This window comes from Arthrobacter sp. Z4-13 (assembly GCF_054792705.1).
On sequence record NZ_CP096459.1, the window covers coordinates 492,003 to 516,803 of the forward strand.

Annotated in this window: 22 protein-coding genes; 7 read left to right on the plus strand and 15 right to left on the minus strand. The window is 65.6% G+C overall.

Annotated features, from left to right (window positions below):
* Positions 1–86 precede the first annotated feature (86 nt).
* Complete coding sequence (locus M1E07_RS04230) at positions 87–1,298, plus strand: ROK family transcriptional regulator (protein ID WP_461189034.1); 1,212 nt, start codon at positions 87–89, stop codon at positions 1,296–1,298.
* A gap of 27 nt (positions 1,299–1,325) precedes the next feature.
* On the opposite strand, the gene M1E07_RS04235 is transcribed toward M1E07_RS04230, so the two are convergent.
* Positions 1,326–2,285 (minus strand): D-2-hydroxyacid dehydrogenase family protein, encoded by a 960-nt coding sequence (locus M1E07_RS04235; protein WP_461189035.1) that lies wholly within the window; start codon positions 2,283–2,285, stop codon positions 1,326–1,328.
* Between the two features lie 137 nt (positions 2,286–2,422).
* Between M1E07_RS04235 and M1E07_RS04240 the strand changes: the two genes are divergently transcribed.
* A complete protein-coding gene (locus M1E07_RS04240) occupies positions 2,423–3,619 on the plus strand; it encodes an MFS transporter (protein WP_461189036.1) in 1,197 nt (398 codons plus the stop codon).
* Between the two features lie 190 nt (positions 3,620–3,809).
* Here the strand turns inward: M1E07_RS04240 and aceB are convergent, their stop codons facing one another.
* Both aceB and aceA read right to left on the minus strand, forming a co-directional pair.
* On the minus strand, positions 3,810–5,462 hold the full coding sequence (gene aceB / locus M1E07_RS04245) for a malate synthase A (RefSeq protein WP_461189037.1): 1,653 nt from the start codon (positions 5,460–5,462) through the stop codon (positions 3,810–3,812).
* 220 nt (positions 5,463–5,682) lie between these two features.
* The gene (gene aceA, locus M1E07_RS04250; RefSeq protein WP_461189038.1) at positions 5,683–6,999 is read right to left on the minus strand and encodes an isocitrate lyase; all 1,317 of its coding nucleotides are present in this window, start codon (positions 6,997–6,999) and stop codon (positions 5,683–5,685) included.
* A 149-nt stretch (positions 7,000–7,148) separates the two neighbouring features.
* On the opposite strand from aceA, the gene M1E07_RS04255 reads away from it, so the two are divergent.
* Positions 7,149–8,663, plus strand: a complete 1,515-nt coding sequence (locus M1E07_RS04255; protein WP_461189039.1) for a helix-turn-helix domain-containing protein — start codon at positions 7,149–7,151, stop codon at positions 8,661–8,663.
* 1 nt (position 8,664) lies between these two features.
* On the opposite strand, the gene M1E07_RS04260 is transcribed toward M1E07_RS04255, so the two are convergent.
* The 4 genes from M1E07_RS04260 to M1E07_RS04275 all read right to left on the minus strand — a co-directional run bounded on the left by M1E07_RS04260 (position 8,665) and on the right by M1E07_RS04275 (position 12,130).
* Positions 8,665–8,871: a hypothetical protein gene (locus M1E07_RS04260; protein ID WP_461189040.1), complete on the minus strand. Its 207-nt coding sequence runs from the start codon at positions 8,869–8,871 to the stop codon at positions 8,665–8,667.
* Between the two features lie 136 nt (positions 8,872–9,007).
* Complete coding sequence (locus tag M1E07_RS04265; RefSeq protein WP_461189041.1) at positions 9,008–10,024, minus strand: TAXI family TRAP transporter solute-binding subunit; 1,017 nt, start codon at positions 10,022–10,024, stop codon at positions 9,008–9,010.
* A complete protein-coding gene (locus M1E07_RS04270; RefSeq protein WP_461189042.1) occupies positions 10,017–11,465 on the minus strand; it encodes a sensor histidine kinase in 1,449 nt (482 codons plus the stop codon). The genes M1E07_RS04265 and M1E07_RS04270 overlap by 8 nt, the downstream gene beginning before the upstream one ends.
* Positions 11,462–12,130 carry a response regulator transcription factor gene (locus tag M1E07_RS04275; protein WP_461189043.1) on the minus strand — a complete coding sequence of 223 codons (669 nt, stop codon included), beginning with the start codon at positions 12,128–12,130 and terminating at the stop codon, positions 11,462–11,464. The genes M1E07_RS04270 and M1E07_RS04275 overlap by 4 nt, the downstream gene beginning before the upstream one ends.
* A 326-nt stretch (positions 12,131–12,456) precedes the next feature.
* On the opposite strand from M1E07_RS04275, the gene M1E07_RS04280 reads away from it, so the two are divergent.
* Together M1E07_RS04280 and M1E07_RS04285 are read left to right on the plus strand one after the other, a co-directional pair.
* Positions 12,457–13,851, plus strand: coding sequence for an MFS transporter (locus M1E07_RS04280; RefSeq protein ID WP_461189044.1), 1,395 nt, complete (start codon positions 12,457–12,459; stop codon positions 13,849–13,851).
* Positions 13,852–14,104: 253 nt separating this feature from the next.
* On the plus strand, positions 14,105–15,325 hold the full coding sequence (locus M1E07_RS04285) for a serpin family protein (protein ID WP_461190323.1): 1,221 nt from the start codon (positions 14,105–14,107) through the stop codon (positions 15,323–15,325).
* A gap of 1 nt (position 15,326) precedes the next feature.
* Here the strand turns inward: M1E07_RS04285 and M1E07_RS04290 are convergent, their stop codons facing one another.
* The gene (locus M1E07_RS04290) at positions 15,327–16,184 is read right to left on the minus strand and encodes a hydroxymethylpyrimidine/phosphomethylpyrimidine kinase (protein ID WP_461189045.1); all 858 of its coding nucleotides are present in this window, start codon (positions 16,182–16,184) and stop codon (positions 15,327–15,329) included.
* A gap of 144 nt (positions 16,185–16,328) precedes the next feature.
* On the opposite strand from M1E07_RS04290, the gene M1E07_RS04295 reads away from it, so the two are divergent.
* Positions 16,329–17,063, plus strand: coding sequence for a queuosine precursor transporter (locus tag M1E07_RS04295; RefSeq protein WP_461189046.1), 735 nt, complete (start codon positions 16,329–16,331; stop codon positions 17,061–17,063).
* 99 nt (positions 17,064–17,162) lie between these two features.
* On the opposite strand, the gene M1E07_RS04300 is transcribed toward M1E07_RS04295, so the two are convergent.
* The 6 genes from M1E07_RS04300 to M1E07_RS04325 form a co-directional block, all read right to left on the minus strand.
* Positions 17,163–18,101 (minus strand): type IV toxin-antitoxin system AbiEi family antitoxin domain-containing protein, encoded by a 939-nt coding sequence (locus tag M1E07_RS04300; protein WP_461189047.1) that lies wholly within the window; start codon positions 18,099–18,101, stop codon positions 17,163–17,165.
* A 179-nt stretch (positions 18,102–18,280) separates the two neighbouring features.
* Complete coding sequence (tgt, locus tag M1E07_RS04305; protein ID WP_461189048.1) at positions 18,281–19,630, minus strand: tRNA guanosine(34) transglycosylase Tgt; 1,350 nt, start codon at positions 19,628–19,630, stop codon at positions 18,281–18,283.
* A gap of 32 nt (positions 19,631–19,662) precedes the next feature.
* Positions 19,663–20,388 carry an SRPBCC family protein gene (locus tag M1E07_RS04310; RefSeq protein ID WP_461189049.1) on the minus strand — a complete coding sequence of 242 codons (726 nt, stop codon included), beginning with the start codon at positions 20,386–20,388 and terminating at the stop codon, positions 19,663–19,665.
* A gap of 60 nt (positions 20,389–20,448) precedes the next feature.
* Positions 20,449–21,447 carry a DUF6707 family protein gene (locus M1E07_RS04315; protein ID WP_461189050.1) on the minus strand — a complete coding sequence of 333 codons (999 nt, stop codon included), beginning with the start codon at positions 21,445–21,447 and terminating at the stop codon, positions 20,449–20,451.
* An 87-nt stretch (positions 21,448–21,534) separates the two neighbouring features.
* Positions 21,535–22,074, minus strand: a complete 540-nt coding sequence (locus M1E07_RS04320) for an NUDIX hydrolase family protein (protein WP_461189051.1) — start codon at positions 22,072–22,074, stop codon at positions 21,535–21,537.
* 9 nt (positions 22,075–22,083) lie between these two features.
* Complete coding sequence (locus M1E07_RS04325) at positions 22,084–22,821, minus strand: VOC family protein (RefSeq protein ID WP_461190324.1); 738 nt, start codon at positions 22,819–22,821, stop codon at positions 22,084–22,086.
* Between the two features lie 108 nt (positions 22,822–22,929).
* Between M1E07_RS04325 and M1E07_RS04330 the strand changes: the two genes are divergently transcribed.
* Positions 22,930–23,535 (plus strand): YdeI/OmpD-associated family protein, encoded by a 606-nt coding sequence (locus M1E07_RS04330; protein WP_461189052.1) that lies wholly within the window; start codon positions 22,930–22,932, stop codon positions 23,533–23,535.
* Here M1E07_RS04330 and M1E07_RS04335 read toward each other — a convergent pair.
* On the minus strand, positions 23,527–24,762 hold the full coding sequence (locus M1E07_RS04335) for a glycoside hydrolase family 76 protein (RefSeq protein WP_461189053.1): 1,236 nt from the start codon (positions 24,760–24,762) through the stop codon (positions 23,527–23,529). The genes M1E07_RS04330 and M1E07_RS04335 overlap by 9 nt on opposite strands.
* Between the last annotated feature and the right edge of the window lie 39 nt (positions 24,763–24,801).

Sequence of the window (24,801 nt, forward strand, 5' to 3'; positions counted from 1 at the left end):
TACTGCAAAGCTAGGGCCCCTTTTGCTGTCCGTCAAGCAAAAGTTGTTAGCGTGACATGCAGAAGTGGCCGTGCTATCCATGTTTTATGACCAACACCGCAGGCAGCAGTATCCCGGTATCAGAGCCTGCCGCACGCCAGGGCGGAGCCGGCGTCCTGTTCCAGCTCCTCCGCGACGGTAAGGCGCGAACCCGGGCTGAACTGGTGCTGACCACCGGTCTGGCACGGTCCACGGTGGCAGCGCGCATCGATGCCCTCATCGCGTCTGGTTTGGTGGGCCCGGCCGGTGAGGCGACCTCGAGCGGTGGCAGGCCGCCGTCGCGCTTTGCCTTCAACCCGGCCGTGCGCGTTGTGTTGGCGGTGGACGTCGGGGCCACCCACGCGACAGTCGCCGTCACGGACCTCAACGGCCAGGTCCTCACCCAGCAGCGACTGGCGCAGGATGTGGCGGACGGGCCGGAGGCCGTGCTGGGCAGGGTGGTCAAGGAAGGGGCGTCCCTTATTGCCAAGGCCGGACGCAGGGTGGCTGACCTGGCGGGCGTCGGGATTGGTTTGCCGGGGCCGGTGGAGCACGCCAGCGGGCACCCGGTCAAGCCACCCATCATGCCGGGTTGGGACGGATTCGACGTCGTCTCCTACGTTCAGCGTTCCCTGCCGGTTCCCGTGCTGGTGGACAACGATGTGAACATCATGGCGCTGGGGGAGTGGACCGCCCACTGGCCCGGGGACGAGAATTTCCTGTTCATCAAGGTGGCTACCGGAATCGGCTCCGGAATTATCAGCAGCGGGACATTGCAGCGCGGTGCCAACGGTACCGCGGGCGACCTTGGCCACGTGCGGGTCCCACGCGGGGATGACGTGCTGTGCCGCTGCGGCAACCATGGCTGCCTTGAAGCCCTGGCATCAGGTCCGGCTCTGGCAGCTGAACTGGACCGGCAGGGAGTTCCGGCTGCCAGGGGCAGTGACGTGCTGCGACTTGTGGCGCAGGGGAACCTGCAGGCGATCCAGGTGCTGCGGCAGGCCGGCCGGGACCTGGGCGACGTCCTGGCCACCGTGGTCAACCTGCTCAATCCGTCTGTTGTTGTGATCGGCGGAAGCCTGGGCCAGGCCGGAGAGCACCTGATGGCGGGCGTGCGGGAAGTGGTGTACCGGCGCTCGCTGCCGCTGGCCACGGCCCACCTCCGGATTGCACTGTCCGTGGCCGGCGACCGGGCGGCCATCCTGGGCGCGAGCCAGATGGTCACGCAGCATGTGCTCTCCCCGGCATCGATTGAGGCCACGCTTCAGGCAACCGGCTAGATCTCTGCCGCTGTTAGCCGAACCCGGTCAGGCGGAAATCAGCCGCACGGGCGCGCCTGCCAGCCAGGCCTTGACGTCTTCCAGCGCCCCGCCGTAAAACTGCCGGTAGCTTTCCCGCGTGACGTAGCCCAGGTGCGGAGACAACACCGTGTTGGGGGCGGTCAGGACAGGGTGGCCCGCCGGCAGGGGTTCGGGGTCGAAGACGTCCAGAGCGGCACCGGCAATCCAGCCTTCGGACAGGGCCCGCACCAGGGCATCCTGGTCAACCAACGGGCCGCGTGCGGTGTTCACCAGGACGCCGTTGGGGCCCAGGAGTTTCAGCTCCGGCTCGCCCACGATGCCTTCCGAACGGGAAGACAGGCGCAGGTGGAGGGTGGCGACGTCGGAATTGCGAAAGAGCTCTTCCTTGGTTACCTTCCGCACCCCTGCCCCGGCGGCAGTCTCGTCCGTCAGGTTCTGGCTCCACGCCAAAACCTCCATGCCGAAGGCTTGTCCGTAGGCGGCAATCCTGCGGCCAATTTTGCCCAGGCCCACCACTCCCAGCGTCTTGCCGGCGAGTTCGAACCCGACAGTGCTCTGCCAGGCGCCCGAGCGGAGCGAAGTATCCTCGGCGGGGATATTGCGCGCCAGTGCCAGGAGCAGCGCCCACGTCAGTTCCGGGGCAGCCGTGGGCGAACCGGGAGTACCGCATACCGTCATCCCCAGCTCAGCTGCCGCCGCCACGTCAATGGACGCATTCGCCATTCCGGTGGTGACCAGGAGCTGGAGGCCGGGCAGCTTCTCCAGCACCTCCCGCGGGAAGGCAGTCCGCTCCCGCATCGCAACGATGATGGTTACCCCTGCCAGGGCGGACACCAGTGCGTCCTGTGACGCGAACGGCTCCCGGTACGCGGTGACCGTGACGCCGTCGGCCTCCAGCGAGGACCAGTCAGCGAACCCATGCGCAACGTCCTGGTAATCGTCGAGGATGGCAAGGCGATGCTGCATATCGTGTCCTTCGTCCCGGAGTCAGCGGCAGTGATGTTCATCGTAAGGCAGGAGCGGCCCGCCGCCGCCGTGACCTGCCGCCTGCCCGTGATAGCAATGAGGGTGATGAGAAAAGATTCAACACCCAAGCCCTGCAGGTGAGCGGCCGTATCTTTGCCAGGCTTCCTCACACCTGGATCCTGCTGGCCTGCATCGGGCTGCTGGCGCTGAACCTTCGCGGCCCATTCGTGGCTGTCGCCCCGGTGGTGGATATCATGCAGGCCGACTTGGGCTTTTCCCCTGTGGTGCTGGGCCTGCTGACCAGCATCCCGGTCCTGTGCTTCGCGCTTGCGGCCCCCCTGGCGTCACTCGCGGCACGCGGGTATGGTGCCGAGTTCGCGGTGACCCTCACCATTCTGGGCGTGCTGGCCGGCGTCATTATCCGGTCCTCGGGCGGTCCGGCACTGGTGCTGGCCGGGACGGTAGTGATTGGCCTTGCCATCACCATCGGCAACATCGCCGCACCCCTCATCATCCGCCGCGACTTCCCGCCGCTGCGGCAGGGAACCGCCATGGGCATCTACACCGCCGCGCTGAACATCGGGTCCTTCCTGACCTCGATGGTCACGGCACCGCTGGCCGAACTGGTGGGCTGGCAGCTCGCGCTCGCGTCCGTCGGGATCTTCGCCATAGCGGCGATCGTGTGCTGGGTGCTCGCCGTCGGACTCCGCGCTGCTTTTGTCCCCTCCGCCGCTGTTGCTCCGGACGGGCCGCGGGATGCAGCCGTCGCCGGCTCAGGGTGGACCACGGCCGGGCTGACGGCTGCGTTCGCCGGACAGGCCTTCTCCTACTACGCGGTCACGGCCTGGCTGCCCAGCTACCTGAACGACGAACTCGGCATGTCCGCTGCTGCGGCCGGAGCTGGGTCCTCCCTTTTCCAGGTGTTCGCCATTCTGGGCGGCCTCGGTGTGCCCTTCGCGGCCAAATACTTCAGTACGACGACGGTGGCGGTCACCTTGGGCCTGTTGTGGACTGCCGTGCCTGCCGGTCTCCTGCTGGCCCCGGAACTGTGGTGGCTGTGGTCCGTCTTTGGCGGGGTTGCCCAGGGCGGCGGGATCACGCTGATCTTCATCGCCATCATCAAGCTGGCCCGGGACCAGGTTGCCGCCGGCCGGATGTCCGCCACCGTCCAGGGGCTGGGTTACTGCTTCGGCGCGGTGTCACCTCCGCTGGTGGGTTACGTGCACGACGCTTCGGGATCCTGGACGCCCGCCCTGCTCGTAATTCTGGCGTCTGTGCTGACGTTCTTCCTCGCCGCCACCCTCTCGGTGCGGCGGGTGCCCAAGGGGCGGTAAGGGACGACGCCGGCCCGCCGCCGGACGCGAGATGACATTTAACGGCAGTGCTTTCCTTGAACATTGCCGTTAAGTGTCATCTCGCGAGGGATGTGTCCCGTCGCCGGGCCGGCCCTCCGGATTTCGGAGGTGCCTGTTGCGAAAGAGCGTGCCGGCCCGGCGGACGGAAGTTCTGGTGTCGTTCTGCTGGTTATGCCGCGGCCAGCTCTTCCACCGATGCCCGTTCGCGGGCTTCGGTGAGGTAGCGGGCGTAGGCGGGAAGCGTGAGGAAGGACGGGAAGTCCTGGGCCAGTGTGACTTCCTCGAAAATGTCGCGGGCGTCCTCGAAGCGGTCGCCGTCGAAGCGTTCCAGCCTGGCGAATTCCTGGTCCAGGAGCTCTTCGATCCAGTGGTGCGTGATGATTTCGCCGTGGTCGGTAATGGCGCGGGCGTAGATCCACTGCCAAAGCTGGGAGCGGGAGATTTCGGCGGTGGCGGCGTCTTCCATGAGGTTGTGGATGGCGACGGCGCCGTTGCCGCGGAGCCAGGATTCGATGTAGCGGATTCCCACTTCGATGTTGTTCCGGATGCCCTTCTCGGTGATGGTGCCTTCGGTGGCGGCCACGTTGATCAGGGCTCGGTCGTCCGGGGTGACGTCCTCGCGGAGCCGGTCCAGCTGGTTGGGCTTCTCGCCGAGGATGCTGTCGAACACCTCGCGGCAGACGGGCACCAGGTCCGGGTGGGCCACCCAGGAGCCGTCGAAGCCGTCGGTGGCTTCGCGGGCCTTGTCCGCGCGGACCTTCTCGAGGGCGTTGGTGTTGGCTTCGGGATCTTTGCGGTTGGGGACGGCTGCGGCCATGCCGCCGATGGCCATGGCGCCGCGCTTGTGGCAGGCCCGCACGAGCTGTTCGGTGTAGGCGCGCATGAAGGGGGCGGTCATGGTCACCTGGGCCCGGTCCGGGAGGACGAAGCGGGGACCGCGGGTGCGGAAGTTTTTGATCAGGGAGAAGATGTAGTCCCACCGGCCGGCGTTCAGGCCGGAGGCGTGGTCGCGCAGTTCGTAGAGGATTTCCTCCATTTCGAAGGCTGCGGTGATGGTTTCGATCAGCACGGTGGCGCGGATGGTGCCCTGCGGGATGCCGAGGAGGTCCTGGGCGAGGATGAAGATGTCGTTCCAGAGCCGGGCCTCGAGGTGGTTTTCGATCTTGGGCAGGTAGAAGTACGGGCCCTTGCACTGGGCCAAGAGGCGGCGGGCGTTGTGGAAGAAGAACAGGCCGAAGTCCACGATCCCGCCGGCGATGGGGCTGCCGTCGATGAGCATGTGCTTTTCGGGCAGGTGCCAGCCGCGGGGGCGGACCACGATGGTGGGCAGTTCCCCGGCCGGGCGGAGTTTGTATTCCTTGCCCTCTTCGGTGGTGAAGTCGATCCTGCGCTCCAGGGCGTCGGTGAGGTTCAGCTGGCCCTTGATGACGTTCCGCCAGGTGGGGGTGGAGGAGTCCTCCATGTCCGCCAGCCACACCTTCGCGCCGGAATTCAGGGCGTTGATGGTCATTTTCTTGTCCACCGGCCCGGTGATTTCCACGCGGCGGTCCTCCAGCCCCGGCGCCGGCGGAGCGACCCGCCACGACGGGTCGTTCCGGATGCTCTCGGTTTCCCGGAGGAACCGGGGATCAGCGCCGCCGGCGATCTCAGCCCGCCGGGTACGCCGGGCCTGCAGCAGTTCCTGCCGCCGCTCAGCAGTTGCCCGGTGCAGCTTGGCCACGAACTCCAGTGCGTCCGGAGTAAGAACCTCGTTCTGCCGGCACACGGGTTGAGCAGTGAGAGTGATGCCATTAATCGTGAAGCTATCGGTGAAGCTGTTCATCTCAGTCTCCTTAAAGACAAAAGGGAAGTTCGACGGCGGGTGGCGGCAGGGCGGCGACTGAGGCACAAGGCCGAGGAGCCGGTGTCGCGGCAGCCTGCGTAAAAGGGGCCCTGTGCCCGCCCCCGACCGAGTTCTACGAGGTCATGGGGCGGGCATGGGGAATAGCAGGCCGAGCGATGCCGGTCCGAAGGCCGGAGGCGACAACCGCCGTCGTAAGTGGTTAGTGGAACTGGCCTTCTTCGGTGGATCCCACCAGGGCAAGGGTGGATGCGTTCGGGTTGAGCGCGGTGGCGATGTCGTCGAAGTAGCCGGTGCCGACTTCGCGCTGGTGCTTGGTTGCGGTGTAGCCGCGGGATTCGGAGGCGAATTCCTTTTCCTGGAGTTCGACGTAGGCGCTCATGCCTTCGCGGGCATAGCCGTGGGCGAGGTCGAACATCGAGTAGTTCAGGGCGTGGAAGCCGGCCAGGGTGATGAACTGGAAGGTGAAGCCCATGGCACCGAGTTCGCGCTGGAACTTCGCGATGGTGGCATCGTCCAGGTGCTTGCGCCAGTTGAACGACGGCGAGCAGTTGTAGGAGAGCATCTGGTCCGGGAACTCGGCCTTGACGGACTCGGCGAACTTGCGGGCGAGTTCCAGGTCCGGGGTGCCGGTCTCCATCCAGATAAGGTCCGAGTAGGGGGCGTAGGCCTTGGCGCGGGCGATGCAGGGTTCGATGCCGTTGCGGACCTTGTAGAAGCCCTCAGCGGTACGCTCGCCGGTGATGAATTCCTGGTCACGCTCGTCCACGTCCGAGGTGATCAGGGTTGCTGCCTCGGCGTCGGTGCGGGCGATGACCACCGACGGGGTGCCGGCGACGTCGGCCGCGAGGCGGGCGGCGTTCAGGGTCCGGACGTGCTGCTGGGTGGGGATCAGGACCTTGCCGCCCAGGTGCCCGCACTTCTTCTCCGAGGCGAGTTGGTCTTCCCAGTGAACGCCTGACGCGCCGGCCTGGATCATGGATTTCATGAGTTCGTAGGCGTTCAGCGGCCCGCCGAAGCCGGCCTCGGCGTCGGCGACGATCGGGACCAGCCAGTCCTCCACGGTCTGAACGCCTTCGGAAAATTCGATCTGGTCTGCCCGGAGCAGTGCGTTGTTGATGCGGCGGACCACGGTGGGGACGGAGTTGGCCGGGTAGAGGGACTGGTCCGGGTAGGTGTGACCGGAGTTGTTCGCGTCTGCGGCAACCTGCCAGCCGGAGAGGTAGATGGCCCGCAGCCCGGCCTTGACCTGCTGCACGGCCTGGTTGCCGGTCAGCGCGCCCAGGGCGTTGGTGTACTTGCCTTCCTTGTGCTCTTCCGTGAGCTGCTTCCACAGCTTCTCGGCGCCGCGGCGGGCCAGGGTGTGTTCTTCGGAGACGCGGCCCCGGAGGCGGACGACGTCGGAGGCTGAGTAGTCCCGGGTCACACCTTCCCAACGGGGGTTGGCGGCCCACTCGAGCTCCAGGGCTGCGGCCTGCTGTTCGGGCGTCTGCTGGGTGGGCTCAAATGCTGCAGTCATCGTTGATCTCCTTGATTGAGCTCCGGATGGAGTAGGTGGGAACCGCGTCGTTGGGGTTCCCACCAGCTTTTCCGGTGCGGTGTTTCTTTCCGTAGCAACTACTTTTCTGCACTTTCAATCCCCTTTCTAGATAAAAACTCTGGAAAGAAATGCACTTCTTCACGTATTCTTCAAAAATGTCACCTTCAAGCTGGAACAGGGAAGTTTCGCAGCCTTCGTCGTCCACCGCCACTGCGGAACTGGACGTGATATCGCTTGGCCGCCGGGTACGTCATCTGCGCAAGCAGGCCGGCCTGACACTGGACGACCTGAGTGCCGCCGTCGGGACCGCGCCCAGCCAGCTGAGCCTGATCGAGAACGGCAAGCGTGAACCGAAACTGACCCTGCTCCAGCACCTCGCGCGGGCACTGAACGTCACCATCGACCAGCTGCTCGGGGCCGAGCCGCCGAGTCGCCGGGCCGCCCTGGAAATCGAGTTGGAGCGTTACCAGCGCGGTCCGCTCTATGAGTCCCTGGATCTGCCCAAAATCCGCATCAGTTCGCGGCTTCCGCTGGATGTGCTCGAGGCCCAGGTGGGGCTGCTGCACGAGCTTGAACGCAAGATGAACGAGCAGGTGGCCACCCCGGAAGAAGCACGCCGCGCCAACGGTGAACTGCGGGCCATGATGCGGGAGCGTGGCAACTATTTTCCGGAGTACGAAGCCGAAGCGCAGAAGGTCCTCCAGGAGGTGGGTTACACCACCGGGCCTCTGAGCCAGCACGTGATCGCGGACATCGCCGAGCACCTCGGCTTCACCCTGCATCATGTTGGCGACCTGCCGCATTCAACCCGCTCCGTCACGGATTTGAAAAACCGCAGAATTTACCTGACCCAAAGTCAGCGGCAGGACCATGATCCCCGCTCGGTGCTGCTGCAGGCCTTGGGCCACTACGTGCTGGGCCACGAAACGCCCCGAAACTACGGTGATTTCCTCGCCCAGCGTGTCGCCACTAACTATTTCGCGGCAGCGCTCCTCCTGCCGGAACAGGCAACCGTGGAATTTTTGCAAAAAGCCAAGGCGGCAAAGGAAATCGCTGTCGAGGACATCCGGGACGCGTTCGCCGTGTCCTACGAAACTGCGGCCCACCGCTTCACGAACCTGGCCACCAAGCACCTGGGTATCACGACCCATTTCCAAAAGACGCACCAGAGCGGCATTATCTACAAGGCCTACGAGAACGACGGCGTGAACTTTCCGCAGGACCACACCGGAGCCATCGAGGGGCAGCCGTCGTGCAAGGCCTGGACGTCACGAGCCGTGTTCGATGTGCCGGACAAGTTCAGTGCCTACAGCCAGTACACCGATACGGCGTCCGGTACGTACTGGTGCACCGCCCGCACCGAAAGGTCGGCGAGCGGTGAGTTTTCCCTGAGCATCGGGGTGCCGTACCAGCACGTGAAGTGGTTCCGGGGGCGGGAGACGACAGCGCGGGCTACTTCCAACTGCCCGGATCCCACTTGCTGTAAACGTCCGCCGGAAGCGCTCACCTCCGAATGGGCCGGCAACGCGTGGCCGTCAGCCCGGGCCCATTCCCACCTCCTGGCCGCCATGCCCCCGGGCGCGTTCCCCGGCGTCGACGAAACCGAGGTGTACAGCTTCCTGCAGGCCCACTCGGGAAACTGATCTATCCGGACTTGCCGCTGATACCCGCCGTTGTCACCTGCGGGTTGCCGAGGGCCCAATTCAGGTCGAGCACGATGATCTCACGCAGGAAGCCAGAAACTCCCCGGTAAGATTCCTGGCTGCCGGTCCACAAGCCTGAGTCCCGGAGAAACAGCAGAAATTCATGCAGACAGATGGTAGCGATGACGCCGTCGTCGACAGAGTCCAAAATGAGAGTAGCTTGCTCTTTCTGGCCACATTGATCCCCACCTTTGGTTGCCGGTGATTGCCTCTAGCCAAGACGCTACGGAGGGAACCCGGCCGGCCGCTATGGCGGCGGAGCGTATGTGGACAACGCGAAGGCGTTACCCGTGCAGCGCCCGGTATGCGTCTGCCGCCGCAGGGTGTAAGGAAATGCCTGCAGTGTTGATGAGGGTTTCCGGGCTCAGGAACTGGACGCCCAGGCTGGAGCGGGGAATCAGTTCCCCGGCGCGGCCCACCAGCAGCTCAACTGTCCTTGAAACGGTTAACTCATCCAGGTCGCTCCGGCACAGCAGCAGGTTGGTCACGCCGACGGTCCAGACGGCGGGAAGTCCTTCGTAGGCCCCCTCGGGGATCAGCACCCGGTCATAAAAAACGCCGTACTTTGCCCGCAGCGCCGGGAGCAGCCCGGAGAGGTCCAGGAAGTTGAACCCGGCGTCGCTATGGGCAGTGGCGATGGCCGCCGTGGGAACACCGCCGGACCAGAACAAGGCGTCCACTGCTCCCTCCCGCAGCGCCGTCAGTCCATCATTAAGGCCCAGATTCAAAACGGTGACGGCCTGTCCGGCAGGGCCGGCAGAACCTGCGCCGGCAGCGATGGAGCTTAGCCCGGCGGCGTCGATCAGGCGCGGAGTGGTCAGTGAAGTTCCCGAGCCTGGCTCGCCCACGGCAACGGTCCTGCCGTTCAGTTCGGAGACGGTCCGAATGCCGCTGGCCTTCCGGACCATGCAGTGGACATAGTTTTCGTATACTCTCCCGAGGGCGGTGATTCGGGCGCCGGATGCGTTGTTTTTCGCTTCGCTTTGGGCCGCGGCATCTGCGAGGGCGATGGCGAACGTGGCTTTCCCGCTCAGGAGCTGTTCAAGGTTGTCCAGGCTGCCGCCGGTGGTCAGTACTGTGGCATTTCGCGCCACGCCATTGTGCTTCAGGGATGCGGCCAGCAGGGTAGCGAACTCGAGGTAGAAGCCGCCCGGTTCGCCCCCTGCAACGGTGACGGAATCCGGCCGGTCGTCCGCAGTGCAGGCGGCCAGCGCCGGCAGCAGCAGGCCGGCGGACGCTGCGGCCACACCGGCTTTAAGTGCCCCACGCCTCGTCAGCTTGATTGGCGTCAGGTCAGTCATGCGGTGCCTCTTTGGCTTGCGGCGAGAGGCCCTCAGGAGTGCGCGGAAACTCCAGGGAAACGGTCAGCCCGTGGGGCTGTGCCTCGCCAAGCAGAAGGCGCCCCCCGTTCGCGGCGGCAAGCTTCTCCACGATGGTCATGCCGAGACCGTTGCCGCTGATGTCCCGGTGCTGCGGCGAGCGCCAAAACCTGTGTGTGGCAGCAGCCCTCTCGTCGGACGAAAGCCCGGGCCCGTCGTCGGACACTTCAATCACCACGGTGGCGCCCCGTACGTGGACGGCAACGGAAATGCGGGCCCGCCCCGCGTACTTGATGGCATTGTTCAACAGTTCTCCCACCATTTGTGCAAGGTGGTCCGGGTTGCAGGTGATGTGCGCGGGCTGCCCGGGCGCGCTGCCGAGGAGGATTGAAGCCCCGGCGAGCCGTGCTGCGGGTCCTGCCCGTTCGGCTTCTTCCTGCACAACGGCGAAGGGGGCAATAGACGCCTGGTCCCTTTGGGAAAGCTTGTTGGGCGGGGTGCCGGCTGAATCCTCGAACGCCCGGTGCTCTGCCGCCGCCAGCCTTAGTACGCCGTCAAGGATCTCTTCCACGCGCTCGAGTTCAGTTACGACGGCGGCTGCCGCGGCCCGTTCCCGCGCCGTTTGCAGTTCCAGCTGCAGCAGGTCGATCCGCAGCCGCAAGGCGCCAATGGGATTGCGCAGCTCATGGGAAGTGTCAGCAATGAGCTGGCGCTGCGCTTCGATACTGTCGCTGACGCTCTGTGCCATCGCAGTGAACGAGCGGCTCAGCTCCCTCAGTTCCGGCGGCCCTTCCGCCGGAAGCCGGCTGCTGCGGCCGGTGGTTTCAAGTTCCGCGACGGCGGTGTTGAGGCGGTGGACCGGGCGCAGCACCCAGCGGGTCACCCGGGCAGCGCCGAGGAGGAGCATGGCCGTGAGCGCGGCAGCGGCCAATCCGACGGCGAACCAGCGTTCCCGCAGTTTTTGCCGGGCAACGTCCGGGTTGACCTCCAGAACGGCAGCGCCGAGCACCTGGCTGGCGCTGCCGAAGGAACGGGACATCACCTCGGTTCCGGTACCGAACGGTTGGAGCGGGGTCAGGGTGGTGTCACTGAGGCTCAGGTTCGCCCTGGCAAGGGCGACCTTCACGTCCGGCCTGTCCTCGCTCAGGCCGCCGGAGCGCAGCGTGCCCTTCTGGAGCCGGACCAGGATTCCTTCCCCGTAGAGCTCGGAGTACCTGTCCATTTCGGCTTGAAGCTGCGCGGAACCGCCATCGCCAGTCCCGGCGTCGAACGCAACCTGCGCAAGCCTGTTGAGGGCCGCGGCCCTGTTGATCTGAAGTTCCTGGGTGAGCTCCCGGCTGGCCGAGGCCAGAATGGTGTAGGAAGCGATGAGCACCAGGAGGATGGCCAGGATGCTCAGGACTCCGAGGACCCGGAGCTTCACGCGGGATCCGCCTCGACGCGGTAGCCAACGCCACGGACGTTGATGATGAAGCCAGGCATCTGCAGCTTGGACCTCAGGCCGGTCAAATGCACGTCAAGCGACCGCGAGGAGGCCAGGAAGGCGTCGCCCCACAACGCGTCCAGGATCTGTTCCCGTGTCACAACTGAACCGGCGTGGCTGGTCAGGAGCGCGAGCAGGTCGAATTCCGTGGCCGTCAGGGGTAGGGGCTGATGACCGAGGACGGCCACCCGGCGCTCGAGGTCCACTTCGAGCTCGCCCAGCAAGATGCGCCGCTGCCTGGTGTCCCTGGTGCGTCCCGTCCGCCTGGTGACGGCTTCAATGCGGGCAAGCAGTTCAACCAGCTTTACAGGCTTGACGAGGTAGTCGTCGGCACCCGAGCGCAGGCCCAGCACCACGCTGCGTTCGTCGTCACGGGCGGTGAGGATCAAGATGGGAACAGTCGTGACCTGGCGAAGCTTGCGGAGTACCTCGAGTCCGTCCATATCGGGAAGCCCCAAATCCAGCAGGATGACCTCAAACCGCCGGTGCTCGAGGAGTGCGTCGGCGCCGCGGGAGACCCTGCCGGACGTATGCCCGGCTGACACCACAGCCGCGCCAAGGGCGGACGCCATGGCGTCGTCGTCCTCGACGATGAGCACATCCATTGCCAGTTCCTGTTCCGTCTAAGCTGCTGCCTGCCTTTGGAGGTTACCCCTTCCGCCGGTTCTCAGTCCTGCCGGGGGCGCCAGTCCTCCGGGGCGCTCCGCCGGGACAACTCCGCTTGGAGCGCGCGGGGAGGAAAACCTAAGGAAGTGTTAGGAAATCGCCTTCCGCTTGGGCTGTGCCTTGCATCACCAATAGTTTTGATGAGTCCTCAGGCATCCCGGGGACGTCAATGTCGAGGAGGAACCGTGAGCAATGTTGCCATGGACAGCACAAAAGTAGGGCCTGAGCAGATCCCGGGGGCCGCGCAGCCAAGGAAGGTTCAGCGATGAGCAACCAGCAAACCGCAGTAGTGAGCGAGGCTGCCCAGACGCGCCGCGCAGTGAGCAACATTCTCAAGGGCTCGGCGGGCAACCTCGTCGAGTGGTATGACCTCTACGTTTACACGGTCTTTGCCGCCTACTTCCAGTCCCACTTTTTCAACTCCAAGGATGATCTTCAGGCCGGCCTCGAGGCAATGGCGGTCTTCTCGACGTCGTTCCTGATGCGGCCCATCGGAGCCTGGTTCTTTGGACGCTATGCCGACCGCAAGGGCCGCAAGGCCGCGCTGACCCTCAGCGTCACCCTGATGTCCGCCGGTTCCTTTGCCATCGCTGTCCTGCCCACCACCCAGCAGGTGGGCGTTTGGGCGCTGGTCCTGCTCATCCTGATCCGCCTTATCCAGGGTTTCTCGGTGGGCGGCGAGTACGGCACCAGCGCCACTTACATGTCCGAGGCCGCAACGTCCAAGCGCCGCGGCTTCTTCTCCAGTTTCCAGTACGTCACCCTGATCGGGGGCCAGATGCTGGCCCTGCTGGTGCTGGTGATCCTGCAGAACGTTATGCCCAAGGGCGACCTCACCGAGTGGGGCTGGCGGATTCCCTTCGCACTGGGCGGCGTCGCGGCGCTTGTGGTCCTCTGGCTGCGGAGGTCCATGGAGGAGACCGTTTCGGAGGAGCAGGTGCAAGCCGCCAGGACGCCTGCCGCAGCAGGAGTTGCCCAGCCCGGCACCATGAAGCTGCTGTTCACCCAGTACTGGAAGCCGCTGCTGATCTGCATCGGCGTCACGCTCGGCGGCACGGTGGCGTTCTACACCTACACCAACTTCATCCTGAAGTTCATGAACGATACCTCGGGCATCGCCAAGACCGACACCTCCGTGATCAACTTCTGGGCTCTGTTCATCTTTATGCTCCTGCAGCCCGTGTACGGCATCATCTCGGACAAGGTGGGCCGCAAGCCCCTGTTGCTATGGTTCGGCATCACGGGTGTCCTGTTCACCTGGCCCCTGCTCTCCACCCTTGCCGGTACCAAAGACCCGTTCACGGCCTTCCTGCTCATGATGGGCGGCCTGTTGATTGTGGGAGGCTACACCTCCATCAACGCTTTGGTGAAGGCTGAACTCTTCCCGGCCTCCATCCGGGCCCTCGGCGTCGGCCTGGGCTACGCGATCGCCAACTCACTGTTTGGTGGAACGGTCCCGCTCATCGGTGCGGCCTTCCAGAAGGCCGAGCGGGTGGACCTGTTCTTCACCTACGTCACGGTGGCCATCGCCATCTCGCTAGTGGTTTACATCTTCGCGTTGAAGAACAAGAAGGCAACCCACCTGGACCGCGAACAGGGCCACGCCTGGGTGCAGGGCCACAAAACCGGCGACAAGGACAAGGACCTCGTAGACGCTTAGCGTCCAGAGGAACCATGGAAGAACGACGGCGGGTGCGCACCCGCCGTCGTTCCTCTTTTGTTGGGAACGGCTCCGGGAAGCCGAACCCTCAGGCGCGCGCCGGCGAAACCTAAATGAGTGCAAAGCGTGACCGTACCGGCATCGCCTGATGCCGCCGTCGCTGCTTCACTGGGAGGAGGCGGATTCCCGCCGTGTGCCGGGGGAGGCAACAGAGGTGTTTCGTTTTCAGCGAATGGTGGCGTTGGGCGCTGTGATGGGGCTGGCAGCGTGTGCAGCCCCGGCGGCGCCGGAGTTGCTCACGGCCGACGGCGTGGAGCGGGCCGCAGTGGAACGCGCCGCTTTTCCGGATGAACTGGCATTGTTCCGCGATTCCGCCTTGAGGCTGGGCGACGCACTCCTTGCGAGCGAAGAGGGGAACGTCATCGCATCGCCGGGCAGCCTGCTGATTGCCCTGGCCATGCTGCGCGCCGGCGCGTCGGGGGAGGCCGCCGCGGAGATGGACGCCGTACTGGGACTCCCGGAGGCTGACCGGGACGAAGCAATGAACGCGCTGCTGGCGGCCCTGGAAGAGTACGACGGCGACCCCGGCTCAGTGGACGAGGACAACCCGCCCGCCAAACCCCTGGTGCATACGGCCAACGGCCTGTTTGTGGACAGCAACGTCCCCACCGGCCGGGGCTACCTGGACATGCTCGCGAAGCACTACGGGACAGGCGTGCATCCCGTGGATTTCCGGGACGAGGCTGTCACCAAACCCGCGATCGATGCGTGGGTCAGCCGGAACACTGGCGGCCGGATCGAGAAAGCGCCGGCGCCCTATGATCGCAATAACACCTTCAGCCTGCTGAACGCCGTCTACTTCGCTGCCGCGTGGGACATTCCATTCAGTGCGGAGGCTACTTCGGACGTGCCCTTCTCCACCGCAAGCGGCCCGGTTAACGTCCCCATGATGCACGGCACGCAGGAAATGGCCTACGCCGAGGGCGTCGGCTGGCAGGCCGTCGACCTTCCGTACGGCGAGGGCTTCGTGATGCGGCTGGTGCTTCCTGCCGAGGATTCCGACGGCGGTGCCGGCGCCCTCAAGGCCGACCGGCTGGCGGAGGTGGCACGTGCCCTTGAGGCTGCTGACCCCGGGGAGGTTGACTTGGCACTGCCCACCTGGGACCACAGGAGCCATTTTGACGTCCGGGCCGTCCTCGAACAGCTTGGACTGCAAAAGACTTTGAGCACCAGCAGTGATTTTGACGCAATCCAGCCGGGACTGATCATCACCCAGGCTGCACAGGATGCCAACATCACCGTGGCGGAGAAGGGAACCGTGGCCGCCGCCGTGACCCAGATCAACGGCGAGGCTACGAGCATCCCGGCCGAGCCGGCGCGGTCCATCAGCTTCGACCGGCCGTTCCACTACCAGGTTGTGCATATCGCGACCGGCCTGCCGCTGTTTATGGGGAGGGTCGCGGACCCGCGGTAGGCTAGCGCGTGCCGCCCTGCCAGAGGGCGTCGAATGGAGCCGCGGAGGCCACCCGGTTGCGGATACCGGCGGTGACAAAGGCTTTGGCCGTCCGGGCAGCTTCCAGCGGCGTGGAGCCCTTGGCCAGTTCCGCCGTTACCGCCGCAGCGAGTGAGCAGCCGGCGCCGGACACCGCCACTTCGCCCACTTTCGGTGCGCTAAGGACTTCGAGGGTCTCGCCGTCGTAGTAGACGTCGATGGCGTCCGGGCCCGCCAGCCGCACCCCGCCCTTGGCCAGCACTGCTGCGCCGCTGAGCTCATGGATGCGGATGGCCGCGGCCTTCAGGGACTCCACGTCGGTAATTTGCAGTCCGGACAGGGACTCGGCTTCAAAGTGGTTGGGTGTAACGAATGTTGCCAGGGGGAGGATCTGCGCCTTCAGTGCCTGGTCCGTGTCCAGTGCGTGCCCGGGCTCCTGGCCCTTGCAGATGAGCACGGGATCCAGGACCACGTTGCGGAACTGCCCGGCCTCGAGGGTGCCCGCCACGGTGCTGATGGTGGCTGGGCTGCCCAACATACCGATCTTCACGGTTTCCAGCACGGACGGGGCGCCTGATTCCCGGCCGTATGCCGCCGTCGTTGCCTCCAGTTGGTCTGCAATTACCTGCTGGTCCACCGGCACAAAGCGGTGGTTCCAGCTGTCGTTCGGGTTGAACGACACGATGCAGGTCAGGTTGGCGATGCCAAAGACGCCGAGCTCCTGGAAGGTCTTCAGGTCGGCCTGGGCGCCGGCACCGCCGGTGGCTTCAGAGCCTGCGATCGTCAGGACGACGGCGGGCGCGGCAGCGGGCGAATGGACGTCAGCGGAAACAGAAGTCATGGCACTATCCTGCCATCCGGCGTCGCCCGCCCGCTTTGTGTGCCTGAACAGCGTTCGATGGGAAGATTGGGCGGACAGTGCTAATACAGCCGGCGGCCGGTATGCACCCCGGAGGCCGAGCGAACCACTATGAACGGACTCCCCATGCCGCCAGCTTCAGGCCAAAACGCCCTGCCCGAAACAACTCCGCCAAGCAGTGCGGCCAAGTTCGCCTCGATCGGATCCCCCTACTTCGGGATCATGCTGGCGTCCATGGCGGTGGTGCTGATCCTGTCCAACATTGGTGCCTCCAAGGGCGTAGCCATCGGGCCAATCATCACGGACGGCGGCTTCTTCCTGTTCCCGCTGGCGTACATCCTGGGCGACGTCATCAGCGAGGTCTACGGCTTTAGGGTGGCACGCAAGGCCATTTTCACCACGTTCGCGCTGTCCGTCTTCGCCTCCCTCTGTTACTGGGTGATCATTGCCCTGCCCGGCTTTGACGACGAGTTTGGAACGTCAAAGCAGGCCGCCCTGGAAGGCGCGTTGGGCCCGGTACCGCAGATTGTGCTGGCTTCGCTGCTTGCGTTCCTCGCAGGGCAGACCATCAATTCGTGGATCCTCGTAAGGATGAAGGCCCGCTCTGGTGAGAAGTCCCTGTGGGCCCGCCTTATGGGTTCTTCAGGTGCCGGCGAGTTCGTGGACACCCTCATCTTCTGCAGCATCGCGGCGTCCGTCATCGGCATCACCGACTTCGGAACCTTTGTGAACTACGTGGTGGTGGGCTTCGTTTACAAGACCCTGGTGGAGTTCATCTTCGTGCCCGTCACGTCGCTGGTCATCGGCTGGATCAAGAAGCGCGAGCCGAGCTACGGCGTCGTTCCCGCGCCCGCGGCCTGAGCCTCCGCGCCGGCCGTCTCCCCGCCCGATTCGACGGTTCCCTGCGCACTCGACGTTCGCGATCGTCGCGCCCGCCGGGAACCGTCGAAACGGCGCTGTTCAGCCGCGCTCCGCGCCATGGGCCAGCGCCCGCAGCACCCGGTACTTAAATTCGGCCTCGTTGAAAAGGTCCTTCCACTCGATGCGGATAAAGGTCCAGCCGTCCTCCATCAATGCTTTCTCGCGTCGGCGTTCCTCGAACAGGACCTCATTGGTGGGGCGGTACTCGAAGTACTTTGACTTGCCGTCAAATTCCAGGGCAACCTTGCGGTCCGGCCAGGCGAAGTCCAGCCGGTGCCGACCGAGTGGCGTGTGAACTTCGAACTGCGGTATGGGGCGTTCGATTTTGAGCCTGACGAGCAGCTCCCGGGTGAGGCTCTCGCCAGCTGACTCGGAACGTGGGTCGGCAAGTTCAAGGGCCCGGCGGAGTGCCACGACTCCGTTGCGGCCGGCCAAGGCGGCGCAGTGACCCCGCAGGAGTTGAAGGTCAGCGCCCAGCCTGGCAGCGTGATCCACCAAAATTACGGATTGTCGGAGATTGAACATAAGGCAGCAGTCCACCACTGTGCGCTCCAACGACGTGCACGGCAAGCCATCCACGAAGGAAATGTCCCGGCTGACAATACCCCTCGTGTGGGCAACTACCCCACGCCCGTGTGACATCTTGGACGGGCGGCCCGATTGCGTCAAATGCACCAGGTCATCGACGTCCCACAGGTGAAGCCGCCGCAAGCTGGCACCCGAGGTGTGGCTGTAAACAAAGCCGCCTGCCGACGTCGTTCTGGTTCCGTGCGCGTGCGCGTGAATGAGTTGGCGACGGCGTCCGGCCGTTTTCAATCCGGTCCACCAGGCGCCGCGCGCATAGCAACCACGCCGCACCCGGAGCAGGGCCCCTTCCCGAACCAGTGCCGCGATGGCCCGTGAGTTCAGCCCTCGTTCCAGGAGTTCGTCAGTCCGCCAGAGATTCGCCGTGGGAGGAAGCTCGGCAAGTGTGGTCATGGTTCCACCCTGGCCGGGCCGGCCTCAGCTGCCCAAGGCCGGACAACGCCATGTGGACAAGACCGTTTCGACGGTTCCCTGCGCACACGGTGATGCGGAACGTCGAGGGCGCAGGGAACCGTCGAAGCGGCGTCCCGGCACCGTCACGGCGATTCCGACGGCGGGGCTCGCCGAAGCGGTCAGGAGTAGTACTGCCCCAGGGTCTCGGCCTTGAAGTCGAAGAAGGTGCCGGACTCGATGGCCAGCCGGGCGTCGTCCACCATCTTCACCACGAAGCGTTCGTTGTGAATGGAGATGAGGGTGGCGGACAGCATTTCCTTGCCCTTGAACAGGTGATGGATGTACGCCCGTGAGTAATGGGTGCAGGTGTAGCAGTCACAGCCGTCCTGGAGCGGGCCGAAGTCGCGCTTGTACTTGGCGCCGGACAGGTTGAACCGGCCCTGGGGCGTGTAGAACGCGGAGTTCCGGGCCACCCGGGTGGGGGAGACGCAGTCGAAGGTGTCGGCGCCGTTCTCGATGGCAGTGAAGATGTCGTCCGGCTCGGAAATGCCCAGCAGGTGGCGCGGTTTGTCCTCCGGCAGTTCCTCGTTGCACCAGCGCACAATCGTTCCCAGGTTTTCCTTCTCCAGCGCCCCGCCGATGCCGAACCCGTCGAACGGCATGGCGCCCAGATCGCGGCACGCCTTCCGGCGCAGATCCTCGTACTGCGCGCCCTGGATTACACCGAACAGGGCCTGGTACGGCTTGCCCACGCGGGACGAGGTGAGGCGGAAGTGCTCCTCGATGCAGCGCAGCGCCCACAGGCGGGTGCGCTCCAGCGATTCCTCCTGGTAGCCGCGCGAGTTTTGCAAAGTGGTCAGCTCGTCGAAGGCGAACATGATGTCCGCACCGATCTGGTGCTGGACCTGCATGGAGATTTCCGGGGAGAAGCGGTGCTTGTCGCCGTTCAGATGCGATTTGAACCAGACGCCGTCGTCGTCGATGTGGGCGAGGCGTTCCTTGCCGGGGGCAACGGCGTCATCCGGCCCGGAAGCGTCCACGGATTTCATGTCGATGACCTTCTTGAAGCCGGACCCCAGGCTCATCACCTGGAACCCCCCGGAGTCGGTGAAGGTGGGGCCGGACCAGTTCATAAACGCCCCAAGCCCGCCTGCCTCGTCCAGGATGTCGGCGCCCGGCTGCAGGTACAGGTGGTAGGCGTTGGCCAGCAGAGCCTGGGCTCCGAGGTCCGCCATAGACTCGGGCAGCACGGCCTTCACCGTGGCTTTGGTCCCGACGGCGATAAACGCCGGCGTCTGGATCTCACCATGGGGCGTGGAGATGGTGCCGGTGCGTCCCAGGAACTGACCGCCGTTGGATGCCACCTGGGCAGCCGACGGCGGACAGGTCTCGGCGAGGCGGGTGCCCACCCGGAACCCGAACTCGGACTGCCGCGCCCCCGCATCACGTGCCGCCTCAACAGGGGACGGGGAACCGGGGTCAACCGCGGCGGCGGAAGGGGAAGGCGGGGAAGCAGGGTTGGCTGGCACCGTACCAGTGTGCCAGCAATCGCGCAGGTCCCTCAGCTCACGGGTTCGGATGTGGGGTAGTTCTCAGCCCGCCACGAGTCCCAGGACGTGCGGATCGAATCGAGCCTGCCGGCACCGAGGCCGTACGTCGAGGCGATCACCATTGACCCGCCGTCGGGCCGGACGTCGTCTATGGCGACCTGATCGGCGATGACCAGGAGGCCGTCACCGTGGTCCGCGTAGCTGTGGACCGTCAGCCCCACCTGATGGTTGGTCCGGTACCAGACCTTCCCGGAAATTTCCTCGCCGGTGGCCAGGGTCAGCTGGTAGTCCTCACCACGCGACGGGAGCCCGGCCAGACCGAGTTTGTCGATTGCGGAGCCCGGCCCGCCCGGTATTTGCAGGAACAGCGTATGGCGCTTGCCGTGCGGATGGCGTTCCAGTGCGAAGCGAAGCTGCTGCAGGAACGTAAGCCAGCCCTGGGTGATGTCCTCGTCCCAGGTTGCCCATTCGGAGTTGTGGTCCACGGCAGCCCGGGTCACGCTCACCAGGGTCCCTTGCGGAACGGGCCTCAGCTCGAAGATGTCCCCGCCGTGGACTGTCAGGCTGGTGTGGTCCGGCGCTTCCTCCACATCCGTGGAGAAGTAGATTTCCTTGATCTCGGCGTCCAGGTCCTCGGCTTGCCAACCGTGCCATTGGGCGACTTTGGACGGTTCGCGCAGCATTGTCCATACCTGCGGCGCGTCAGCATTGATCACCGCGCTCAGATTGTTAGTCATAGCCCCGAATGTACAACTCCGGCCGGGCGCCGGGTAGGGGTAATCTCTTCACTTCCGAAGTCAGGCGCGGACCGCCTCAAGTTCATTGCTGATGCGGCGTTCAAGTTCGCCGGGCCCGATGGTTTCCGAGCCTCCGTGGGCGCGGAGGAACAGCAGGGATTCGAGCCGTAAAAGGCGCCATTCCCGCTCGGCATCGTGGTTGGAGTTGTCGATGGACCGGAAAATTTCCTTGTCGTACAGGTTGGGCTCGTTGAGCGAACGCTGCCGGACCTTGGCGGCCATCCTCGCCTTGAACGGATCGGTCTCCTGGTTTTCCGGCGTGCGGATCAGCCGTTCGTAGACCTCTGCGCGCTCCTTTTGGCCGTCCTGCCGGCAGATGTAGCTGGACAGCGCCAGGGACGCCTCAACCGAGGTCCACCGGCCGGGATTCCCGTCATAGGGCAGGACGTTCAGCAGGTCCGCGATCGCCAGGGAGCTGTCGGCGTCTTTGAGGGTGATGAAGAGTTCGTGCGCGAGATCGCTGAGGTCCTTGAGGCAGCTGCCCGACTTGAAGTTCACGCCCTTCGCCAGCCGGTCGGCGAGCAGCAGCACTCCCATCGCGTCCGGGTGGGCTTCCGCTGCGGCTTCCACCACCGATTCCGGTGTGCCTTGCGGAGCCGGAATCAAGGCGAATTCCTCCTCGCTGGGGCCGCTTGCGGCCGGCGGAACCGGGGGCAGGGGAGGCACGACGACGGCGGGAGCCGCTGGTGCCGCCAGGGGAGTTTCGCCGGGCTGCTCCTGTCCGGCCTCCCGGGAAGGCTCGGCCGGCAGCGGAAGCTGCGCCACGGCGTCGGAGTCTCCGGCAGTTACCGTCACGGTGGTGCCCACGGCGATGCGCAGCGTGCCGCCGCCGGCAAGGCTGGCGAGTACCAGCGCGGGGGCACCGAAATCGTCCGGTTCCAGCTCCACCTGGTGGATCTCCGCCGTCCGTTCACCGTCGGGCAGGAGGATGTGGCTGCCGGTGGTCAGGGATCCAGCCTGCTGTTCACGATGGTGCCGGGCGGCTGGTGTTTCGGTCATGGGAGTCCTTAAGTTCTCTTGCGGTCCGCCCTACAGTCTACAAAGGAGGGTGCCGGAAGTCGGGGACGCCGGGTGCGGCGGAGGGTGTCAGAATCCCACGCCCGCGAAGGCCAGGGCCTGGCGGATGAGGCCGCCGCGCCCGCCGGTGAACTCCACCTGAACGCCGGGACTGAGCACTTCCTGGGGGGTCATCCAGGTGAGTTCAAGGGCGTCCTGGCGCGGCTCGCATTCGCCGGTCACGGGGATCACATAGGCCAGCGAGACGGCGTGTTGGCGCTCATCGGTGAAGCCGGTCTGGGACGGGGCGGGGAAGTACTCCGCCACGGTGAAGGGGACCGGGCTGATGGGCAGTTGCGGGAACGCCAGCGGGCCGAGGTCCTTTTCCATGTGCCGGAGGAGGGCCGCGCGAATCGTTTCCCGGTAAATGACTCGGCCGGAAACGAGGGACCGGACCATGGTGCCGTCCTCGTCAGCCTGGAGAAGGGTTCCCACTTCATTGACGAAGCCCAGCGGGTCCAGCCGGACGGGCACGGCCTCGACGTAAACCATGGGCAGCCGCCCGCGCGCCTCAAAGAGGTCTTCTTCGGAGAGCCAGCCGGGATTCGGGTCAGGGGTGCGCACGTTCATGGTTAAGTTCTACCCCATGGGACGCTGCGCGGAGATCCAGACTGTCGCGGGCACGGACGGCGCGTCGGCGCCGGTCGCATCCGGGTTGGCGACGTGAAGGGTGCTTCCGAATGCCTCCTCGGTGAGGCTCACGTCCAGCCCTGCCGAGGCGAGGCGGTCCCGCAGCGGTTCCAGGCCGCCGTCGTACTCAAAACCCAAGCCGGACCGCGCCTGACCGGATGCCGGCCGCACCACCAGGACCCCGCCGTTCTTGGCGGTGAAGTCCGCGGTCTCGTCGTTGTCCGGCACGGGCCGCGGCCGGGCGCCGATGTGCCGCAGGGTGCGGGCGGCGGCGTCGGTGTCTCCCGTGAACCAGACGCCGACGACGGCCAGCGCCGGATCAGCACCGGTGTCTTCGGTGCCGGGGGCGGCTTTGTCTGCGAGGAAGCTGAAGCCGTCCGGCGCCGTGATCCTGCAGGCTTCGCCGTGCCCGGCTGTCACCACTTCGGCGGGCGCGCTTCCGTCATCCTGGGCGGCGAGGTTGGTGCGGCGGGCAAATTCTGCCAGGTCGCCGACCTCCACTGCCAGCGCCGTGGTACCGTCCTCCGCCGCCCCTTCCGGAACATCATGCAGGGCAAGCCGGCCGGCTCCGGAGTCGTAGACGCGGAACCCGCCGTCACCCTCGGTCAGGACCAGGCCCAGGGCGGTCAGCAGCCGCTCCCAGGAATCGATTTTGGACGTGTAGTGCAGGGGGCGGACGCGGAGCATGGGCTTGTCCTTCATCTCGGTAACGGTGCGATGAGGCTTATGATGCCACGGGCCGGGCCCGAGGGGGATAGAGGTTGTGCATGCGCGCTGCAGGAGCAGAATAGGCGCATGGCCATCGAACTCGAGGAACTGCTGGTGCCCGACGCTTCCGCCTGGCGCAGTTGGCTGGAGGAAAACCATAAAACCAGCCCCGGTGTATGGCTTGTCCTGCACAAAAAGGGCGGACAGGTCACCGAACTGGACTATGCGGCCGCGCTCGACGAGGCCCTGTGCTTCGGCTGGATCGACGGCCAGGCCAGGCGCCGGGACGGTGAAAGTTCCTTCCAGCGGATGACGCCCCGGGGACCCAAAAGCCCGTGGTCGGCAAGGAACGTCACCTACGTGGAGCGGTTGGAGTCCGAGGGCCGGATGGCCGACGCCGGGTGGGCGGCGGTGAACTCAGCCAAGGAAGACGGCCGCTGGGACAAAGCCTATGAGGGGCAGGCCACAGCCGAAGTCCCGGCCGACCTGGCAGCGGCAATAGCCGCGGATCCGGCCGCGCAGGCAATGTTCGACGTCCTCACCAGGACCAACCGGTTCGCCCTGATCTACCGGACCAACTCGGTGAAGCAGGCCGCCACCCGGGAGCGGAAGATCGCCGGGTTTGTGGAGATGCTGGCCCGCGGGGAGTCACCCTACCCGCAGAAAAAGCGCCCACCGGGGGTGTCACAGTAACGGGTCGGCCATGGTGATCGAAGCGGCGGCCTCGATAGCCATCCAGGCCTGCAGTTGCGTGGAGAGTTCGACGACGGTTCCAGGCGGGTAGGTGGCGTCAGCCGGAACGGCCGCGTGCATCGAGAAGATGGGCCTGCCGGGCTGCCCCTCGCGGACTGGTCCGTCGCTGGGGCCGGCAGGCCGCTTCCCCTCCCACAACGCCCCTGCAGTGTCCAGCACCAGCCGGGCCGCGGTAGCACGGGTCCGCTCTGAAAGCCTGGCATCAGCTGCGGCGAGGCCAAGGTAACGGCACAAAATCCCGGTGAACAGGCCGCCGTCGCCCGTTCCCTCGCAGCGCAGGACCAGCCGCGGAGCGCCTGTGGTGTCCAGGGCCGCCGAGGTGCTTTGTACCGGAACCGTCAGCAGCCGGTCTACCCCCTCCACCAATGCAGCCGCCCTGGCAAGATTCGCTTCCCCGCCCAGCTCAAGCAGCGCGCCCAGGACCGGGCCCTGGTTGTAGGTGTAGACCGCCTTGTCGATCACCACGTTCCCTTCCGGGCTGAGCCGGGCGCCGTCGAGGTACAGGCCCTGGCCCGGTTCGAAGAGGGTGGCGTCCAGCCAGTCCAGCAGCGACTGCGCCTTTGCGCGGTGGCCGGTGCGGGCATAGAAGAGGGCAATGGGTGCCGTGGCGGGTGTGTTCTTGAAGTCCCTTTTTTTGCTCCAAAAGGCGCCCCCGCCCAGGTCTGCGGTGCAGGCTGCGTCGAACTGCGGGGTGAGTGACGTGCGGACGCGTGCATTGCGCCGCCGCCCCGGCTTGCCTGTCTCTTCTGCCAGCTTGTCGAGCCGAAGGACGGCGAGGGCGAGCCAGGCCATGTCGTCGTAGTAGTTGTTGACGAAGGTAAAGGCGTTGCGCAGCCACATTCCCGTCACCAGCCGGGAGGCCAGCCGCCCCGCGCTGGCTTTGCCGGGGCCGTCGAATGGTGATGCCGCGATGGCGCCGTTCCCCAGTTCCCGCCGGCCCGCATCCACCAGGCAGTCAACGTAGTGTGCCTGCCACCAGTAGTGCCAGGGCTGGAGCAGTATCCCCTTCAGCCAGTTCCGCCAGGCAGGGGCCGGCCACGTCACCAGCCCGAGGTGCGTGCCGGGCAGGAAGAACAGCTTCCTGCCGAAAAGTGCGGTCACGGAACGGGCGGCCACATTGGCCCTTTCCTGCCAGTCAACGGGAGAAGAAGCATCCGCGGAAGTCATGGCTTCCACCCTAGCCGGGGGCAGCGGCGTGCAGGCGGA

Excerpts from the sequence above, each read along its gene's own strand:
- M1E07_RS04300 (WP_461189047.1), bottom strand. The coding sequence starts at position 18,101 with ATGACCACACTTGCCGAGCTTCCTCCCACGGCGAATCTCTGGCGGACT.
- M1E07_RS04315 (WP_461189050.1), bottom strand. The coding sequence starts at position 21,447 with ATGACCGAAACACCAGCCGCCCGGCACCATCGTGAACAGCAGGCTGGA.
- M1E07_RS04335 (WP_461189053.1), bottom strand. The coding sequence starts at position 24,762 with ATGACTTCCGCGGATGCTTCTTCTCCCGTTGACTGGCAGGAAAGGGCC.
- aceB (WP_461189037.1), bottom strand. The coding sequence starts at position 5,462 with ATGAACAGCTTCACCGATAGCTTCACGATTAATGGCATCACTCTCACT.
- M1E07_RS04290 (WP_461189045.1), bottom strand. The coding sequence starts at position 16,184 with ATGACTTCTGTTTCCGCTGACGTCCATTCGCCCGCTGCCGCGCCCGCC.
- M1E07_RS04235 (WP_461189035.1), bottom strand. The coding sequence starts at position 2,285 with ATGCAGCATCGCCTTGCCATCCTCGACGATTACCAGGACGTTGCGCAT.
- aceA (WP_461189038.1), bottom strand. The coding sequence starts at position 6,999 with ATGACTGCAGCATTTGAGCCCACCCAGCAGACGCCCGAACAGCAGGCC.
- M1E07_RS04280 (WP_461189044.1), top strand. The coding sequence starts at position 12,457 with ATGAGCAACCAGCAAACCGCAGTAGTGAGCGAGGCTGCCCAGACGCGC.
- M1E07_RS04310 (WP_461189049.1), bottom strand. The coding sequence starts at position 20,388 with ATGACTAACAATCTGAGCGCGGTGATCAATGCTGACGCGCCGCAGGTA.
- M1E07_RS04295 (WP_461189046.1), top strand. The coding sequence starts at position 16,329 with ATGCCGCCAGCTTCAGGCCAAAACGCCCTGCCCGAAACAACTCCGCCA.
- M1E07_RS04275 (WP_461189043.1), bottom strand. The coding sequence starts at position 12,130 with ATGGATGTGCTCATCGTCGAGGACGACGACGCCATGGCGTCCGCCCTT.
- M1E07_RS04285 (WP_461190323.1), top strand. The coding sequence starts at position 14,105 with ATGGGGCTGGCAGCGTGTGCAGCCCCGGCGGCGCCGGAGTTGCTCACG.
- M1E07_RS04320 (WP_461189051.1), bottom strand. The coding sequence starts at position 22,074 with ATGAACGTGCGCACCCCTGACCCGAATCCCGGCTGGCTCTCCGAAGAA.
- M1E07_RS04230 (WP_461189034.1), top strand. The coding sequence starts at position 87 with ATGACCAACACCGCAGGCAGCAGTATCCCGGTATCAGAGCCTGCCGCA.
- M1E07_RS04325 (WP_461190324.1), bottom strand. The coding sequence starts at position 22,821 with ATGCTCCGCGTCCGCCCCCTGCACTACACGTCCAAAATCGATTCCTGG.
- M1E07_RS04255 (WP_461189039.1), top strand. The coding sequence starts at position 7,149 with ATGCACTTCTTCACGTATTCTTCAAAAATGTCACCTTCAAGCTGGAAC.
- M1E07_RS04265 (WP_461189041.1), bottom strand. The coding sequence starts at position 10,024 with ATGACTGACCTGACGCCAATCAAGCTGACGAGGCGTGGGGCACTTAAA.
- M1E07_RS04330 (WP_461189052.1), top strand. The coding sequence starts at position 22,930 with ATGGCCATCGAACTCGAGGAACTGCTGGTGCCCGACGCTTCCGCCTGG.